Origin of the sequence: Microbacterium lemovicicum, from assembly GCF_003991875.1 — a bacterium.
Taxonomy (GTDB): Bacteria; Actinomycetota; Actinomycetes; order Actinomycetales; family Microbacteriaceae; genus Microbacterium; species Microbacterium lemovicicum.
On record NZ_CP031423.1, the window covers coordinates 3,219,696 to 3,233,837 of the forward strand.

At 72.0% G+C, this 14,142-nt stretch carries 15 protein-coding genes; 7 read left to right on the forward strand and 8 right to left on the reverse strand.

The window, feature by feature from the left end; genetic code table 11:
* Positions 1-19 precede the first annotated feature (19 nt).
* The 4 genes from CVS47_RS15020 to CVS47_RS15035 all read left to right on the forward strand — a co-directional run bounded on the left by CVS47_RS15020 (position 20) and on the right by CVS47_RS15035 (position 4,664).
* The gene (locus CVS47_RS15020) at positions 20-994 is read left to right on the forward strand and encodes a zinc-binding dehydrogenase (RefSeq protein ID WP_127096805.1); all 975 of its coding nucleotides are present in this window, start codon (positions 20-22) and stop codon (positions 992-994) included.
* Between the two features lie 105 nt (positions 995-1,099).
* Positions 1,100-2,482 carry an aspartate aminotransferase family protein gene (locus tag CVS47_RS15025; RefSeq protein WP_127096806.1) on the forward strand — a complete coding sequence of 461 codons (1,383 nt, stop codon included), beginning with the start codon at positions 1,100-1,102 and terminating at the stop codon, positions 2,480-2,482.
* 169 nt (positions 2,483-2,651) lie between these two features.
* Positions 2,652-4,085, forward strand: a complete 1,434-nt coding sequence (locus CVS47_RS15030; RefSeq protein WP_127096807.1) for an APC family permease — start codon at positions 2,652-2,654, stop codon at positions 4,083-4,085.
* 51 nt (positions 4,086-4,136) lie between these two features.
* Complete coding sequence (locus tag CVS47_RS15035) at positions 4,137-4,664, forward strand: ribonuclease H family protein (RefSeq protein WP_127096808.1); 528 nt, start codon at positions 4,137-4,139, stop codon at positions 4,662-4,664.
* A gap of 14 nt (positions 4,665-4,678) precedes the next feature.
* Here CVS47_RS15035 and CVS47_RS15040 read toward each other — a convergent pair whose 3' ends face one another.
* The 3 genes from CVS47_RS15040 to rlmN all read right to left on the reverse strand — a co-directional run bounded on the left by CVS47_RS15040 (position 4,679) and on the right by rlmN (position 7,541).
* Positions 4,679-5,176: an NUDIX hydrolase gene (locus tag CVS47_RS15040; protein WP_127096809.1), complete on the reverse strand. Its 498-nt coding sequence runs from the start codon at positions 5,174-5,176 to the stop codon at positions 4,679-4,681.
* A 5-nt stretch (positions 5,177-5,181) separates the two neighbouring features.
* Complete coding sequence (locus CVS47_RS15045) at positions 5,182-6,195, reverse strand: aldo/keto reductase family protein (RefSeq protein ID WP_127096810.1); 1,014 nt, start codon at positions 6,193-6,195, stop codon at positions 5,182-5,184.
* 95 nt (positions 6,196-6,290) lie between these two features.
* Positions 6,291-7,541 (reverse strand): dual-specificity RNA methyltransferase RlmN, encoded by a 1,251-nt coding sequence (gene rlmN / locus CVS47_RS15050; protein WP_127096811.1) that lies wholly within the window; start codon positions 7,539-7,541, stop codon positions 6,291-6,293.
* Positions 7,542-7,591: 50 nt separating this feature from the next.
* Between rlmN and CVS47_RS15055 the strand changes: the two genes are divergently transcribed.
* Positions 7,592-8,389, forward strand: a complete 798-nt coding sequence (locus tag CVS47_RS15055; RefSeq protein WP_127096812.1) for a hypothetical protein — start codon at positions 7,592-7,594, stop codon at positions 8,387-8,389.
* Positions 8,390-8,395: 6 nt separating this feature from the next.
* On the opposite strand, the gene CVS47_RS15060 is transcribed toward CVS47_RS15055, so the two are convergent.
* The gene (locus CVS47_RS15060) at positions 8,396-9,286 is read right to left on the reverse strand and encodes a LysR family transcriptional regulator (protein ID WP_127096813.1); all 891 of its coding nucleotides are present in this window, start codon (positions 9,284-9,286) and stop codon (positions 8,396-8,398) included.
* 109 nt (positions 9,287-9,395) lie between these two features.
* Here CVS47_RS15060 and CVS47_RS15065 point away from each other — a divergent pair, with 109 nt between their 5' ends.
* Positions 9,396-9,923, forward strand: coding sequence for a quercetin 2,3-dioxygenase (locus CVS47_RS15065; protein WP_127096814.1), 528 nt, complete (start codon positions 9,396-9,398; stop codon positions 9,921-9,923).
* A gap of 1 nt (position 9,924) precedes the next feature.
* On the forward strand, positions 9,925-10,677 hold the full coding sequence (locus tag CVS47_RS15070) for an alpha/beta hydrolase (protein ID WP_127096815.1): 753 nt from the start codon (positions 9,925-9,927) through the stop codon (positions 10,675-10,677).
* Between the two features lie 52 nt (positions 10,678-10,729).
* Here CVS47_RS15070 and mmuM read toward each other — a convergent pair whose 3' ends face one another.
* The 4 genes from mmuM to CVS47_RS15090 are packed head-to-tail and all read right to left on the reverse strand — an operon-like array spanning position 10,730 to position 14,046.
* Positions 10,730-11,620: a homocysteine S-methyltransferase gene (mmuM, locus tag CVS47_RS15075; protein ID WP_241240184.1), complete on the reverse strand. Its 891-nt coding sequence runs from the start codon at positions 11,618-11,620 to the stop codon at positions 10,730-10,732.
* A 13-nt stretch (positions 11,621-11,633) separates the two neighbouring features.
* The gene (locus CVS47_RS15080) at positions 11,634-12,485 is read right to left on the reverse strand and encodes an SDR family oxidoreductase (RefSeq protein ID WP_127096817.1); all 852 of its coding nucleotides are present in this window, start codon (positions 12,483-12,485) and stop codon (positions 11,634-11,636) included.
* On the reverse strand, positions 12,482-13,273 hold the full coding sequence (locus CVS47_RS15085; RefSeq protein WP_127096818.1) for an enoyl-CoA hydratase/isomerase family protein: 792 nt from the start codon (positions 13,271-13,273) through the stop codon (positions 12,482-12,484). Before CVS47_RS15085 ends, CVS47_RS15080 begins: the two co-directional genes overlap by 4 nt.
* 8 nt (positions 13,274-13,281) lie before the next feature.
* The gene (locus CVS47_RS15090) at positions 13,282-14,046 is read right to left on the reverse strand and encodes an SDR family NAD(P)-dependent oxidoreductase (protein WP_127096819.1); all 765 of its coding nucleotides are present in this window, start codon (positions 14,044-14,046) and stop codon (positions 13,282-13,284) included.
* Positions 14,047-14,142: the final 96 nt, after the last annotated feature.

Genomic DNA, 14,142 nt, shown 5'->3' on the forward strand with positions numbered 1-14,142 from the left:
ATCAATCCCGGAGGCTCTCATGCGCGCTCTCATCCATTCCGAATTCGGCGACCCGGCGGCCGTCCTCGCCGTCGACGAGGTCGCGCTGCCCGAACCGGGAGCCGGTGAGGTGCGCGTACGCCTCCTCCTCTCACCGATCCACAACCACGACCTCTGGACGATCCGCGGCACCTACGGCTTCACGCCCGAGCTGCCCGCACGCGCCGGCACGGAGGCCGTGGGCGTCGTCGACGCGATCGGCTCCGGCGTCGAGAACCTGCAGGTCGGTCAGCGCGTGGCGACCGGGGGCACGTTCGGCGTGTGGGCGGAGTACTTCATCGCCCGCGCCGCCGCCCTGATCCCCGTCGCCGACGGCCTCTCCGACGAGGCGGCCTCGCAGCTGGTGGCGATGCCGTTCAGCGCGATCAGCCTGCTCGACTTCCTCAAGCTCGAGCCGGGCGCGTGGATCGTCCAGAACGCCGCGAACGGCGCCGTCGGACGCATGGTCGCGCAGATCGGCCGCGCCCGCGGCGTGAACGTCGTCGGCCTCGTCCGCCGCGCCGGCGCGGTGCAGGACCTCGCCGACCAGGGCATCGACCGCATCGTCGCCGTCGACACCGACGACTGGCGCGACCGCGTCGCGGAGATCACCGGCGGCGCGACGATCGTCGCGGGCGTCGACTCGGTGGGCGGCGCAGCGAGCGGACACGTCCTCTCGCTGCTCGGCGAGGGCGGCACGCTCGTCGTGTTCGGCGCGATGGACTCCCCCACGATGGAGCTGTCCTCCGGCGACATCATCTTCACGCAGGCGACCGTGAAGGGCTTCTGGGGCAGCAAGGTCTCGGCGAACATGGATGCCGCGACCCGCGGCCGTCTCTTCCGAGAGCTCGGCGAGCACCTCTCCTCCGGCGTGCTGACGCTGCCCGTCGCCGCGACCTACGGACTGGACGAGGCCGACGCCGCGGTGACGGCCAACGGCGACGCACGGGTGGGCAAGGTGCTCCTGCGCCCGTGATCCGGCCGCCGGCCGGGACGCGACCCAGGTCCCGGTCGGCGACGCGAGGCGGGGAGTAGCCTCTCGAAGAACCGCACTCCTCGCCCGCTCACCCCTGGGGGACCGTTGACCCGTTCCGATGCCGAACTGCAGGCCATGGCCCGCGACCACCTCTGGATGCACTTCTCGCGCCAGTCCGTGATGACCGAGGGCGCCGGCGTCCCGATCATCGTCAAGGGCAAGGGCCACCACATCTGGGACTCGCACGGCAAGCGCTACATCGACGGCCTCGCGGGCCTCTTCGTCGTCAACGCCGGCCACGGCCGCTCCCGCATCGCGCAGGCCGCCGCCGCCCAGGCCGAGGAGCTCGCGTTCTTCCCGCTGTGGTCGTACGCGCACCCGACCGGCATCGAGGCCGCCGACCGCATCGCGAACCTCGCCCCCGGCGACCTCAACCACGTCTTCTTCTCCACCGGCGGCGGAGAGGCCGTCGAGACCGCCTTCAAGCTGGCCAAGCAGTTCTGGAAGCTGCAGGGCAAGCCCACCAAGCACAAGGTCATCTCGCGGGCCATCGCGTATCACGGCACCACCCAGGGCGCCCTGGCCATCACCGGCCTGCCCGTCATGAAGCACATGTTCGAGCCGGTCACGCCCGGCGGCTTCCGCGTGCCCAACACGAACTACTACCGCGCCGCAGAATCGGGCTTCGGCGGCGGCACCCCCGAGGAGTTCGGGCTGTGGGCCGCCGACCGCATCGAGCAGATGATCGAGTTCGAAGGACCCGAGACCGTCGCCGCCGTCTTCCTCGAGCCGGTGCAGAACGCCGGCGGATGCTTCCCCGCACCCGCCGGGTACTTCCAGCGCGTGCGCGAGATCTGCGACCGCCACGACGTGCTGCTCGTGTCGGACGAGGTCATCTGCGCCTTCGGCCGCCTCGGCCACTACTTCGGTGCGCAGGCCTACGACTACCAGCCCGACATGATCACCTTCGCGAAGGCGGTCACCAGCGGCTACGCGCCCCTGGGCGGCACCATCGTCAGCGACCGTGTCTACGAGCCGTTCGCCCACGGCGACCAGTCGTTCCCGCACGGCTACACCTTCGGCGGCCACCCGGTCTCGGCGGCGGTCGCGCTGGAGAACCTCGACGTCTTCGAGGAGGAGAAGCTGCTCGAGCACGTGCGCACGAACTCCCCGATCTTCCGCGCGACGCTGGAGAAGCTGCTCGACCTCCCGATCGTCGGCGACGTGCGCGGCGACGGCTACTTCTTCGGCATCGAGCTCGTGAAGGACAAGACGACGAAGGAGACCTTCGACGACGATGAGTCCGAGCGGCTGCTGCGGGGCTTCCTGTCGAAGGCACTGTTCGATGCGGGCCTCTACTGCCGCGCCGACGACCGCGGCGACCCGGTCATCCAGCTCGCGCCGCCGCTCACCATCGGCCCTGCCGAGTTCGACGAGATCGAGCAGATCCTGCGCTCCGTCCTCACCGAGGCCTGGTCGCGTCTCTGACGGCGGGATGCCGCGGCGCGCGGTGACGCGCGCGGACATCTCGACGCTATCCCTGTGAAACACCTGGGTCCTATGCTGACCCTCACCCGATGATGCGGAAGGCCCTCTGCGGGTCCTCGCCCCTCCCCACCGGACGCGCCGCGACGGCGTCGTTCCCGCACCCCCAGGAGTGACCACGAACGAGTCGCCCGCCGCCGCTGCGGCCCCGAAGACCGGCACCGCCAACCTCGCCCGCACCCTCGGTCTCTGGTCGATCGTCGGCCTGGGCCTCGGCTACATGACGCCCACCGTCGTCTTCGACACCTTCGGCAACGTCGCCGTCCAGACCAACAACGCGGTGCCCGCCGCCTACGCGGTGGCGCTCATCGTGATCGGATTCACCGCCATCAGCTACGGCAAGATGGTGCGCGTCATCCCGAGCGCCGGCTCCGCGTACACGTACGTGCGCGAGTCGATGCACCCCGGCCTCGGCTTCCTGGTCGGCTGGACCTCGCTGATCGACTACCTCCTCCTGCCGATGGTTAACGCGCTGATCCTGCGCAGCTACATGGTGGCGCTGTTCCCCGACGTGCCGGCGTGGATCTGGGTGGTCGTCTTCACGGCCGCGGTCACCGGCATCATCTACGTGACGATGCGGGGCACCTCGAACGCCAACATGATCCTGCTGGTGTTCTCGATCGCCGTCATGGCCGTCTTCGTGGCGATGGTCGTGATCCAGCTCATCCAGGGCGCGGGCAGCGGCACCGTGGCATCCGTCGAGCCCTTCTTCCACCCCGACGTCGAGTTCGGCGCCGTGCTGGCGGGCGCCACCATCGTGTGCTTCTCGTTCATCGGCTTCGATGCGGTCACCATGTACGCCGAGGAGGCGAAGTCGCCCAAGACGATGCCGCGGGCGATCCTGCTGACGGTGCTCGTGGGCGGCGCGATCTTCCTCGTCGCCGGCTACTTCACGCAGCTGCGCTTCCCGTCGTCCGACGCGTTCCCGCCCGAGGCGATCGCCGACTCGACGCTGCCCGAGATCGGCTCGCAGGTCGGCGGCATCTGGCTGCAGTCCGTGCTGACGGCGGCGGGCTTCGCCGCCACCCTGGCCTCCTGGCTCGCCTCGCACGCCTCCGTGGCGCGCATGCTGCTGGTGATGGGCCGCAACGGCGTGCTGCCGAAGAAGCTCTTCGGCTACATCAGCCCGCGCACCCACACGCCGGCGTTCACCGTGGTGCTGGTCGGCCTGGTGAGTCTGACCGCGATCGCCTTCACGCTCGAGCAGATCGTCGACTACATCAACTACGGCGCCCTCATCGCCTTCACCTTCGTGAACATCTCGGTCATCGCGTACTTCGCGATCCGCCGGAACCGCCGCCACACGCCGCGCGACATCTTCGCCTACATCGTGATGCCGGCGATCGGAATGGTGCTCACGGGCCTGCTGTGGGTGAACCTCGACAGTCACGCGCTCGTCGTCGGCCTCATCTGGACCGGCCTCGGCGTGCTGTACCTGCTGGTGCTGACGCGGGGCTTCCGCCGCCCCGTCGCGTCGTTCGACGAGAACCAGCCCGTCACCGGCTTCAACAAGATCGTCGAGCCGGGGCCGCGCTCGCAGATCTGAGGGGGTCCGTCGGCGTCAGGAGAGCTTCGGCGCGGCGACTACCGTGGAAGGGTGAGTGCCGACCGATACATCGTGGCCACCGACGGCGCCTGCAAGGGCAACCCCGGTCCCGCCGGCTGGGCGTGGGTGGGCGAGGACGGCGAGTGGGCCGCGGGCTCGCTGCCGACCGGCACGAACAACATCGGCGAGCTGCTCGGCCTGCTGCACGCCATCGAGGACCACCGCGACGTGGCCGACCTCGTCGTGCAGGCCGACTCGAAGTACGCCATCGACACGTACGACAAGTGGATGGACGGCCACCGGCGCCGTGGATGGAAGACCTCGACCGGCGCTCCGACCAAGAACCGCGACATCCTCGAGAAGCTCATCGTCGCCCGCGACGACCGCCGCGAGCGGGGGCTGCCCGACGTGACGCTCGAGCACGTGCGCGGCCACTCCGGTCACGTGCTCAACGCGTGGGCCGACGAGCGCGCCGTGCGGGCGTCCGAGCACGCGGCCGGCGGCGTCGAGAGCGCATGGTCGTCGCTCGGCACCCACCCGAAGCTCGACGTGTCCGTCGCTCCGAAGAACGGTCGCTGACCGCGTCGTCCCCGTCAGTCGGATGCTGCGGCGAGAAGCCGCAGCAGCGCGTCCAGCGCCGGGCGCTGACCGGCCACGAGCCTGTCGCGAGCCTCGGGCGGTGGCATCCACTCGGCCCTGTCGACCTCGGGGAAGCTCTGCATCCGGCCCGACCGAGGGGGCCACTCCAGCGCGAACTCGCCGTAGACGAACGCGTCCGTGTCGACCGCCGATCCGTGCGCGGCGAAGACGGTGACCGTCTTGCGCCCCGACGAGTACGCGAAGGTGCCGAGCTCGGCGTAGTCGCCGTCGGGTGCGGGCACGCCGAGCTCCTCCGCGAATTCGCGTCGCGCGGCATCCCGGGCGCTCTCGTCGGCGGGATCGAACTCGCCCTTGGGGATCGACCACGCCCCGGCGTCCTTGGCGGCCCAGAACGGCCCGCCCATGTGGGCGATGAGCACCTGCACGCCGCTGCCGTCCGGCCCCTCGGGAGCCGGACGATGCAGCAGGATGCCGGCGCTCACCGCCCCCATCGACGTCAGGACATCCGGGTCTCGGGCGACGTGCTGTAGGTCTTCTCGGCGTCGTCCTCGACCACGTCGCCGAGCGCCTCGTCGATCGCGGCGAGGGTGTCGGCGTCGAGCCGCACGCCCGAGGCCTTGACGGTGTCGGCGAGCTGCTCGGGGCGCGAGGCGCCCACCAGCGCGGAGGCGACGTTCGGGTTCTGCAGCACCCAGGCGATGGCGAGCTGGGGCATGGTGAGCCCCGCCTGCTCGGCGACCGGCTTGAGCTTCTGCACAGCCTCCAGCGTCTTGGTCTCGAGGAACCGCTTGATGAACTGGGCACCGCTCTTCTCGTCGGTGGCGCGCGAGCCCTCGGGCACCGGCTGGCCGGGGAGGTACTTGCCGCTCAGCACGCCCTGCGCCATCGGCGACCAGACGATCTGCGAGATGCCGAGCTCCTGGCTGGCCGGCACGACCTTGCCCTCGATGACGCGCCACAGCATCGAGTACTGCGGCTGGTTCGAGATGAGCTGGATGCCGAGGTCCTTGGCGAGCGCGTGCCCGTCGCGCAGCTGCTCGGCCGTCCACTCCGACACTCCGATGTAGAGCACCTTGCCCTGGCGCACGAGGTCGGCGAAGGCCTGGAAGGTCTCCTCCAGCGGCGTCTCGTAGTCGAAGCGGTGCGCCTGGTAGAGGTCGACGTAGTCGGTGCCCAGACGCTGCAGCGAGCCGTTGATCGACTCGGTGATGTGCTTGCGGCTCAGCCCGGTGTCGTTCGCGCCGCCGGGGCCGGTCGGGAAGTAGACCTTCGTGAAGATCTCGAGCGACTCGCGGCGCTGGCCCTGCAGCGCCTTGCCGAGGATGACCTCGGCTGCGGTGTTCGCGTACGCGTCGGCGGTGTCGAAGGTGGTGATGCCGGCGTCGAGGGCGGCGTGCACGGTCTTGACGGCCGCGTCGTCCTCGACCTGCGACGCGTGCGTCACCCAGTTGCCGTAGGTGATCTCCGAGACTTTGAAGCCGCTGTTTCCGAGGTACCGGTATTCGACCATGGGGGGTTCTCCTTTTCGGGTCGCGCCCAGCCTAGGTCGCGCCCTGCGGAGAAGCCCTCGCCTTGCGGGCCGGGGTCGTGTCGGCTACCGGCGGCTCAAGAGGCGGGCGTCACTCCGGCGGCGACGACCTCGTCCTCCTCCGTCGCGACGAGCTGACCGCAGGCGCCGTCGATTTCCTTGCCGCGGGTGTCGCGGAGGGTCGTCGGGATGCCGGCCTCGTTCAGCCGGCGCACGAACTCGTTCTGCACCGGCACGTCGGACGCCGTCCAGATCGAGCCCGGGGTCGGGTTCAGGGGGATCGGATTCACGTGCACCCACCCCTTGCCGCGGGCGTTCAGCTTCTCGGCGAGGAGGTCCGCGCGCCAGGCGTGGTCGTTCATGTCCTTGATGAGGGCGTACTCGATCGAGACGCGGCGACCGGTGGCGTCGAAGTAGGCGCGCGCGGCGTCGAGGGCCTCGTCGACCTTCCAGCGCGAGTTCACCGGGATGAGCTCGTCGCGGAGCTGATCGTCGGGGGCGTGCAGCGAGAGGGCGAACGTGACGGGCACGTCTTCGGCGGCCAGCTTGCGGATCGCCGGCACGAGACCGACCGTCGAGACGGTGATGCCGCGGGCGCTCATGCCCATCCCGTGCTTCTTGTCGGTCATGACCCGCACCGCGTGCATGACGCGCGCGTAGTTGGCCAGCGGCTCCCCCATGCCCATGAAGACGATGTTCGACACCTTCTCGGCGGAGTGGTCGTCGCGCTTCTTGCCGCCCAGCTCGCCGTTCACGATGGCGGCGTTGGCCGCCACCACCTGCGCGACGATCTCGGCCGCCGACATGTTGCGGGTGAGGCCCGCCTGGCCGGTGGCGCAGAACGGGCAGTTCATCCCGCAGCCGGCCTGCGACGAGACGCACAGCGTGATGCGGCCGGGGTAGCGCATGAGCACCGACTCGACGAGCGCGCCGTCGTGCAGCTTCCAGAGGAACTTGATGGTGTCGCCGCGGTCGGTCGCGAGCCGGCGCACCTCGGTGAGGAGGGGCGGGAGCAGCCCGGCGACCAGCTCGTCGCGGGACTCCGCGGGGAGGTCGGTCATGCGGGCGGCGTCGTCGGTGAAGTGCGTGAAGTAGTGCGTCTCGAGCTGGCGCGCGCGGAAGCCGGGGAGTCCGAGCTCCTTCGCCTTGGCGACGCGCTCCTCGGGCGTGAGGTCGGCGAGGTGCACGGGAGGCTTGCCGCGCTTGGGGCTCGCGAACTGCAGGAGCGGGCGGCCTTCGTCGTCCTTCTTCTGCTTCCAGCCCTCCGTCGCGGGTCGCACCTGGCGGACGGCGCCGAGCCGGGCCGGCGGAACGGTGGGAGAAGTCATGACTCCGAGGGTACCGGCCGCACCTGCGCGGCGGCCGGTAGCGTGTGTCCGTGGACGACGACGCCGAGCTCGCGCGACTGCGGCGTCGCGCCTACGGACCCGACGCCGACATCGCCGCCGATCCGGTCGCGCTCGCGCGGCTCGACGAGCTGGAGCAGGCGGCGCGCCCGCAGCCCGAGCCGGAGCGGGCGCCGGAGCCTGACCCGACGCCGGCGGCCGCGGCATCCGCTCGCCTGTCCGAGGCCCCGGTGGCCGCCGCCGTCGTGCCGGGTCCGTCGGCCCGTCCGCGCGCGCAGTGGCATCTCGCGCTCATCGCGGGTGTCGGCGTCCTGGCCGTCCTGATGGCTGCGTCGGCCTGGCGCGGTGCAGAGCTCGAGCCCGTCGCCGCGCCGTCGCCGACGGCGAGCGTCGCCGCGCGGTTCGGCGATGCGAGCCCGTTCTCCGGCGACCCGACGGCGCGCGTGCTGCAGGAGATCCCCGTCGACGACTGGTTCGGCGACTACTTCGACCTGCCGTCGGGTGAGACCGCACCGCCGTTCCCGGTGCCCGAGGCGGTGCGCTGGTCGGCGCCGCTGGGCGACTTCTACGGCGGACAGCTGTGGCTCGCGCGCAGCAGCAGCGGGCTGCCGTGTCTCGCGGTCGTGCTCGGCGACGACGTGCGTGCGGACTGCCGGCCCGCCCAGGACTTCGACCGCGGCGCGCTCGTGGTGACGGTGCCCTACTCGGCGATCCCGGCGGCCGACCGGCCCCCCGGGATGACGCCGACCGAGAGCCTGGGCTACCAGTGGCTCAGCGACCAGAGCGTGACGATCGTCGCCGGCCGCACGCGCGGTCTGGGTCGCGACTGAGCCGGATCAGCGTCCGAGACGCGCGACCTCCTGCGCGACCGCTGCGAACAGCGGCACGGCCGCATGGCGCGGCACCGCGGTCGTGACGAGCTCGACCGTCGCCGGCTCGATGTCGGCGATGTCGACGTAGGCCAGCCCGGGCCGTGCGAACTGCGTCGCCGCGGAGCGCGTGGCGATGTTCACGCCGAGCCCCGCCGCGCACAGCTCCATGAGCCCCTCGACGCCGTCGGCGCGGGCGCTGATCCGCGGCGAGCGCCCGCTCGGTCGCGGGTCCACGAGCCACCACGCCAGCGCGTCGCCCTCGGCCGAGCGCGGGACGACGAAGTCCAGGTCGTCCGTCTCGGAGATGCCGACGGAGACGCGCTGCGCGAGGGGGTGGTCGTCGCGCACCACGAGGACGCGCGGCTCGTGCACGAGGGCGGTGGAGGTCAGACCCGGCCCGACGGCGACCGGTGCGATGGCGAGGGCGACATCGACCCGTCCGTCGCCGAGCGCGGCCGGGACGTCGAAGAACCCGAGGTGCACGAGCTCGAGTCCGAGGGCGGGCTGGGCCTCGGCGACCTCCGCGAGGATGCGGCCGGTGAGGGGTCCGGCGCCGCTCGCCACGATCCCGACGCGCAGCGGCCGGTCGCCCGGGGCGCCGGAGGACCAGTGCGCGACGGCGTCGACCGCCGTGACGACGCTCGCGGCGAGCGGCCTCAGCTCCCGTCCCGCGTCGGTGAGCTCCACGCGTCGCGGCGAGCGGACCAGCAGTCGACGGCCCACGCGCGTCTCCAGTCGCGAGATCTGCTGACTGAGCGACGGCGGGCTGATGTGCAGCCGCTGGGCGGCCCGGGCGAAGTGCAGCTCCTCGGCCAGGACGAGGAACGACCGCAGCGCGACCACCCAGGAGTCCATCCCCCGATGTTAACTCGCGTGCTCACCGACCCTCACGAGTCCGTCATGGCCATTGCGTGGTGCACGCGGGAGGCTGGGTGCACTTCACCCGCGACGAGGAGGCCGCCCGATGACGGAGACCCTGGACGATTCCCTGCCCGAAGCACTCGTGCCCTACCTGCTGACGGAGGGACAGGGCCAGAAGATCGTGCTCTTCGATCAGCTGTTCACGCTGCTCACGACCGGCGCGCAGACCGAGCGGCAGTTCGACGCGTTCGTGACGGTCGGGCGGCCGGGGCAGGCGGTGCCCGCGCACTTCCACGCCCGGACAAACGAGACGTTCTTCGTGCTCGACGGCGAGGTGCGCCTCTGGATCGACGACCGGAAAGGGGTGCGGGAGACGCGCATCCTCGAGGCCGGAGGCTTCGGCTTCGTCCCGCGCGACACGATCCACTCGTACCGGATCGAGAAGACCGCGCGCATCTTCGGGGTGACCAGCGCCGGGTTCACCGACTTCTTCCGCGCCGTCGGCCGCCCCACCACGACACCCGGCATACCCGGGCCCGGGGAGGTCCACATCCCGTCGTTCGCGGAGATGGGCTCCCGCGGCGCCGAGCACGACGTGAACTTCGTGCCGGGCTACGAGCTGTTCGACTGACATGGCGCACGTGCGTCGCGACCTCGTCTACGCCGAGCATCCGGGCTACCGGCCGCTCTCGCTCGACCTGCACCTGCCGGACGCACCGCACCCGCCGGTCGTGCTGTTCCTTCACGGCGGCGGGTGGCGCGTCGGCAGTCGACGGACGTTCGTGCCCGGTCTCGCCGGACCCGACGGCTTCGGGCGCATCACGGCGGAGGGATGGGCCGTGGCGGCCGTCGACTACCGTCTGAGCGGCGAGGCGCGGTGGCCGGCGCAGCTCGCGGACGTCACCGCGGCGATCGAGTGGGTGACGAGCGCGACGGAGGTCGACGGATCCCGCCTCGTCCTCTGGGGCGAGTCCGCCGGCGGTCACCTCGCCGCCCTCGCGGGCCTGCGCGATCCGCGGGTGCGGGGCGTCATCGACTGGTACGGACCGGCGGACCTGCGCACCATGCCGGGGGCCGACGACCCGCAGACCCGCGAAGCGGCCCTCCTCGGGATGCCCGCGGCGAGCGACCCCGACCTCGCGGCGCACGCGAGCCCCGTGGCATCCGTCATCATCGGGGCGCCCCCGTTCCACATCGCACACGGAGACGACGACCGGTCCGTCCCCGTCGCCCAGAGCGAGGAGCTGGCCCGGGCGCTGCGCCGCGTCGGCGCCGACGTCACGCTGCAGATCGTGCCCGGTGCCGACCACCTCTGGCGCGGGCTCGGGGATCCTGCCACCGTCTTCGACCCGGCGCTGGCGTTCCTGGGCCGGATCGCCGGCTGAACCGGCTGACCCGGCGGGTCGGCGACAGCTCTCCGGCGGGGTCGGCGACGGGTCAGCCGCGGATCGCCGCGGCGAGGCCGGCGATGTCGGCGGGGGTCGTGCGGCAGCATCCGCCCACCAGGCGTGCGCCGGCGGCGATCCAGCTGCGCGCGTCGTCGGGAGAGACGCCGGCGGCGCCGTGCCAGGCGCGTGTGCCCGCATCCCACCGCTCGCCGCTGTTCGGATAGGCGACGAGGGCGACACCCGCCGGCGCGTCGGCGAGTGCCTCGGCCACCGAGCCCGGCGGGCAGCAGTTGACGCCGACGGCGACCACCTCGTCGATCTCCGCCGCGACGGCGAGCGCTGCGGCACGGGTCTCGCGCGTGAAGCCGGTGCTCGCGCCCGACAGCGAGATCCACGCGGCCGCACCGGTGCCGGCGAGCTCGGCGGCGACCGCCTCCACCTCGGCGAGCGACGGCAGGGTCTCCACCGCGATGAGGTCCGCTCCGGCCTCGGCCAGCACCTGCAGGCGGCGGCGGTGCCAGAGACGCAGGGCCGCGGCATCCACGTCGTACACCCCGGTGTACTCGCTGCCGTCGGCTCGCACCGCCCCGTACGGGCCGACCGAGGCGGCGACGAGGACATCGCGCCCCGACTCGTCGGCGGCCTCCCGCGCCAGGCGGACCGACGCGCGGAGCAGCTCGTCGACCTCTGCGGCACCGAGCCCTTCGGCGGCGAGCGCCTCGTAGCCGACCTGGTACGAGGAGGTGATCAGCACGTCGGCGCCGGCCGCCGCGAACTCGGCGTGCGCAGCCCTGACCTCGTCGGGGTCGTCGCGCAGCAGGCGGGCCGACCACAGCGACGACGACAGGTCGTGTCCGCGCGCCTCCAGCAGCGTGCCGAGTCCGCCGTCGAGCACGAGCGGGCGGCCGTCGAGGGTGTCGATGATCCGCGGCTCGCTCACCCGGTCAGGGTACTCAGTCCAGGAAGATGTCGGGGTACATGCGGTCATCGGGCGTCCCGGGCACCGCGGCGTACCGCGAGAAGTCGGTCACGCCGGCGGCCTCCAGCACGTCCTCGACGACGAGCGTCTGGCCGGTGTACTCGCGGGACGGCTGCAGCATGACCTGGTACGCGGCGTCGGCGTAGATCTCGGGCGTGCGGCTCACCTTCATCAGCTGGTCGCCGCCGAGCACGTTCTGCACCGCGGCGGTGGCGATGGTGGTGCGCGGCCACAGGGTGTTGGCCGCGATGCCGTCGTCGGCGAACTCGGCCGCCAGCCCCAGAGTGACCATCGTCATCCCGTACTTCGCCAGCGTGTAGCCGGTGTGGGCGCCCAGCCACCTCGGTGTGATGTTCAGCGGCGGCGAGAGCGACAGGATGTGCGGGTTCGCGCTGTCGCGGAGCACCGGCACCGCCGCACGCGACAGGAGGAATGTGCCGCGGACGTTCACGTCCTGCATGAGGTCGTACTTCTTGGCCGCGAGGTCGAGGGAGCCCGACAGGTCGATGACGGACGCGTTGTTCACGACGATGTCGATGCCGCCGAACTCGCCCTGGGTCTTGAGAACGGCCTCGGTGATGTCGTCGTCGCTGCGCACGTCGCCCACCAGCGGGAGGGCCCGACCGCCGGCATCCCGGATCTGCTGGGCCGCGGTGTGCACGGTGCCCTCGAGGCGCGGGTGGGGCGTGTCGGTCTTGGCGAGCAGCGCGATGTTCGCGCCGTCGGCGGCGGCCCGCAGCGCGATCGCGAGGCCGATGCCGCGGCTGCCGCCGGACATCAGGATGGTGCGGCCGGCGAGCGGGCCGGAGGACGAGGGGGAGCTCACGGGTTCTCCTTCGGGGCGGACTTCGTGCGGGATGCGGCGGCGAACGCCGCGACGCGGAGCTTCGACTCGTCGGTGTCGAAGCGGGCGCCGATCGTGACCGCCTCGTCGGCGAGGTTGTCGGCGAACGGACGCCCGGCCCCCGTGCGGACGAGCCGCTTGGCCTGGCCGAACGCCGCCGTCGCGCCGTCGAGCCAGAAGCGCGCGACGGCCTCGGCACGAGCGGCGAGCTCCGCGGCGGGCACCACCTCGGCGACCAGGCCCCAGTCGAGCGCCTCGGCCGCGCCGAGCGTGCGGTCCTGCAGCAGCAGCTGCAGCGCGCGACGCTGGCCGATCGCGGCGGGCAGGAGCGTGGAGACGCCGAGATCGGGCGTCAGGCCGATGTTGGCGTAGCGGCTGACGAACCGCGCCGCATCGGAGGCCACGATGTAGTCCGCCGTCAGCATGAGCCCCAGCCCGCCACCGGCGACCGCCCCCTGCACGGCGGCGACGACGGGGGTGGAGCACTCGACGAGCGCACGGATGCCCTCGTGGATCACGCCGGCCATCTCGGTGACGGCGGAGCCGCCCGCCCCGGAGCCGCCCATCGCGATGACGTCGCCGCCGGCGCAGAAGGCGGGGCCCGCAGCATCCAGGATCACGGCGCCGATCGACGCGTCGCCGGCGACCTCCACGGCGATGTCGCGCCAGCGCGTCCCCATCGAGAAGTCCATCGCGTTGAGCGAGGCCGGGCGGTTGAAGGTGATGCGCGCGAGGCCGCCGTCGCGCGCGAGGAGGATCGGGGCACTCATCGCGTCGCTCATCTCGGCGCCATCCGGATCGCGCCGTCGAGCCTGATCGTCTCGCCGTTGAGGTAGCCGTTCTCGACGATCGACAGCACGAGCCGGGCGTACTCGTCCGGGCGTCCGAGACGGCCGGGGTAGGGCACCTGCTGGCCGAGGGAGTCCTGCGCGGCCTGCGGCAGACCGGCGAGCATCGGCGTCTCCATGATGCCGGGCGCGATCGTCAGCACGCGGATGGCGTAGCGGGCGAGCTCGCGGGCGATCGGCAGCGTCATGGCGTGCACGCCGCCCTTGCTCGCCGAGTAGGCCGGCTGGCCGACCTGGCCGTCGAACGCGGCGACGCTGGCGGTGTTGACGATGACGCCGCGGTCGCCCGAATCGGCGTCGGGCTCGGTGCGCGCCATCACGGCGGACGCCTGCGAGATGACGTTGAACGTGCCCACCAGGTTGACGCGCACCACGCGCTCGAAATCGGCGAGCACCGCGGGATGGCCCTCGCGGTCGAGCACCTTCGCCGGTGGGGCGATGCCCGCGCAGTTCACGACGACCCGGAGGGGGCCGGATGCTGCGGCCTGCGCCACGGCGGCCGCCACCTGATCCGGGTCGGTGACGTCGGCCGGGGCGAACGAGCCGCCGAGCTCGGCGGCCGTCTCGGCACCCGCCGAGGCGGGCAGGTCGATGATCGTGACGGCGGACCCCGCTTCGGCGAGGCGGCGGGCGGTGGCCAGGCCCAGCCCGCTCGCACCTCCCGTGACCAGGGCGCTGGTGCCGGTGAGTCTCATGTGCTCTCCTTCGAACAGATACTGCGACGCGGTTTCATCCTACGCGGGACTCCGTCTCAGACCGATCCGTCGCACCCTCCCACGCTACGGGCCGGG

Coding starts and splice junctions, on each gene's coding strand:
- CVS47_RS15060 (WP_127096813.1), bottom strand. CDS start 9,286: ATGGACTCCTGGGTGGTCGCGCTGCGGTCGTTCCTCGTCCTGGCCGAG.
- CVS47_RS15085 (WP_127096818.1), bottom strand. CDS start 13,273: ATGAGTGCCCCGATCCTCCTCGCGCGCGACGGCGGCCTCGCGCGCATC.
- CVS47_RS15090 (WP_127096819.1), bottom strand. CDS start 14,046: ATGAGACTCACCGGCACCAGCGCCCTGGTCACGGGAGGTGCGAGCGGG.
- CVS47_RS15040 (WP_127096809.1), bottom strand. CDS start 5,176: ATGGGGGCGGTGAGCGCCGGCATCCTGCTGCATCGTCCGGCTCCCGAG.
- CVS47_RS15020 (WP_127096805.1), top strand. CDS start 20: ATGCGCGCTCTCATCCATTCCGAATTCGGCGACCCGGCGGCCGTCCTC.
- CVS47_RS15065 (WP_127096814.1), top strand. CDS start 9,396: ATGACGGAGACCCTGGACGATTCCCTGCCCGAAGCACTCGTGCCCTAC.
- CVS47_RS15070 (WP_127096815.1), top strand. CDS start 9,925: ATGGCGCACGTGCGTCGCGACCTCGTCTACGCCGAGCATCCGGGCTAC.
- CVS47_RS15045 (WP_127096810.1), bottom strand. CDS start 6,195: ATGGTCGAATACCGGTACCTCGGAAACAGCGGCTTCAAAGTCTCGGAG.
- rlmN (WP_127096811.1), bottom strand. CDS start 7,541: ATGACTTCTCCCACCGTTCCGCCGGCCCGGCTCGGCGCCGTCCGCCAG.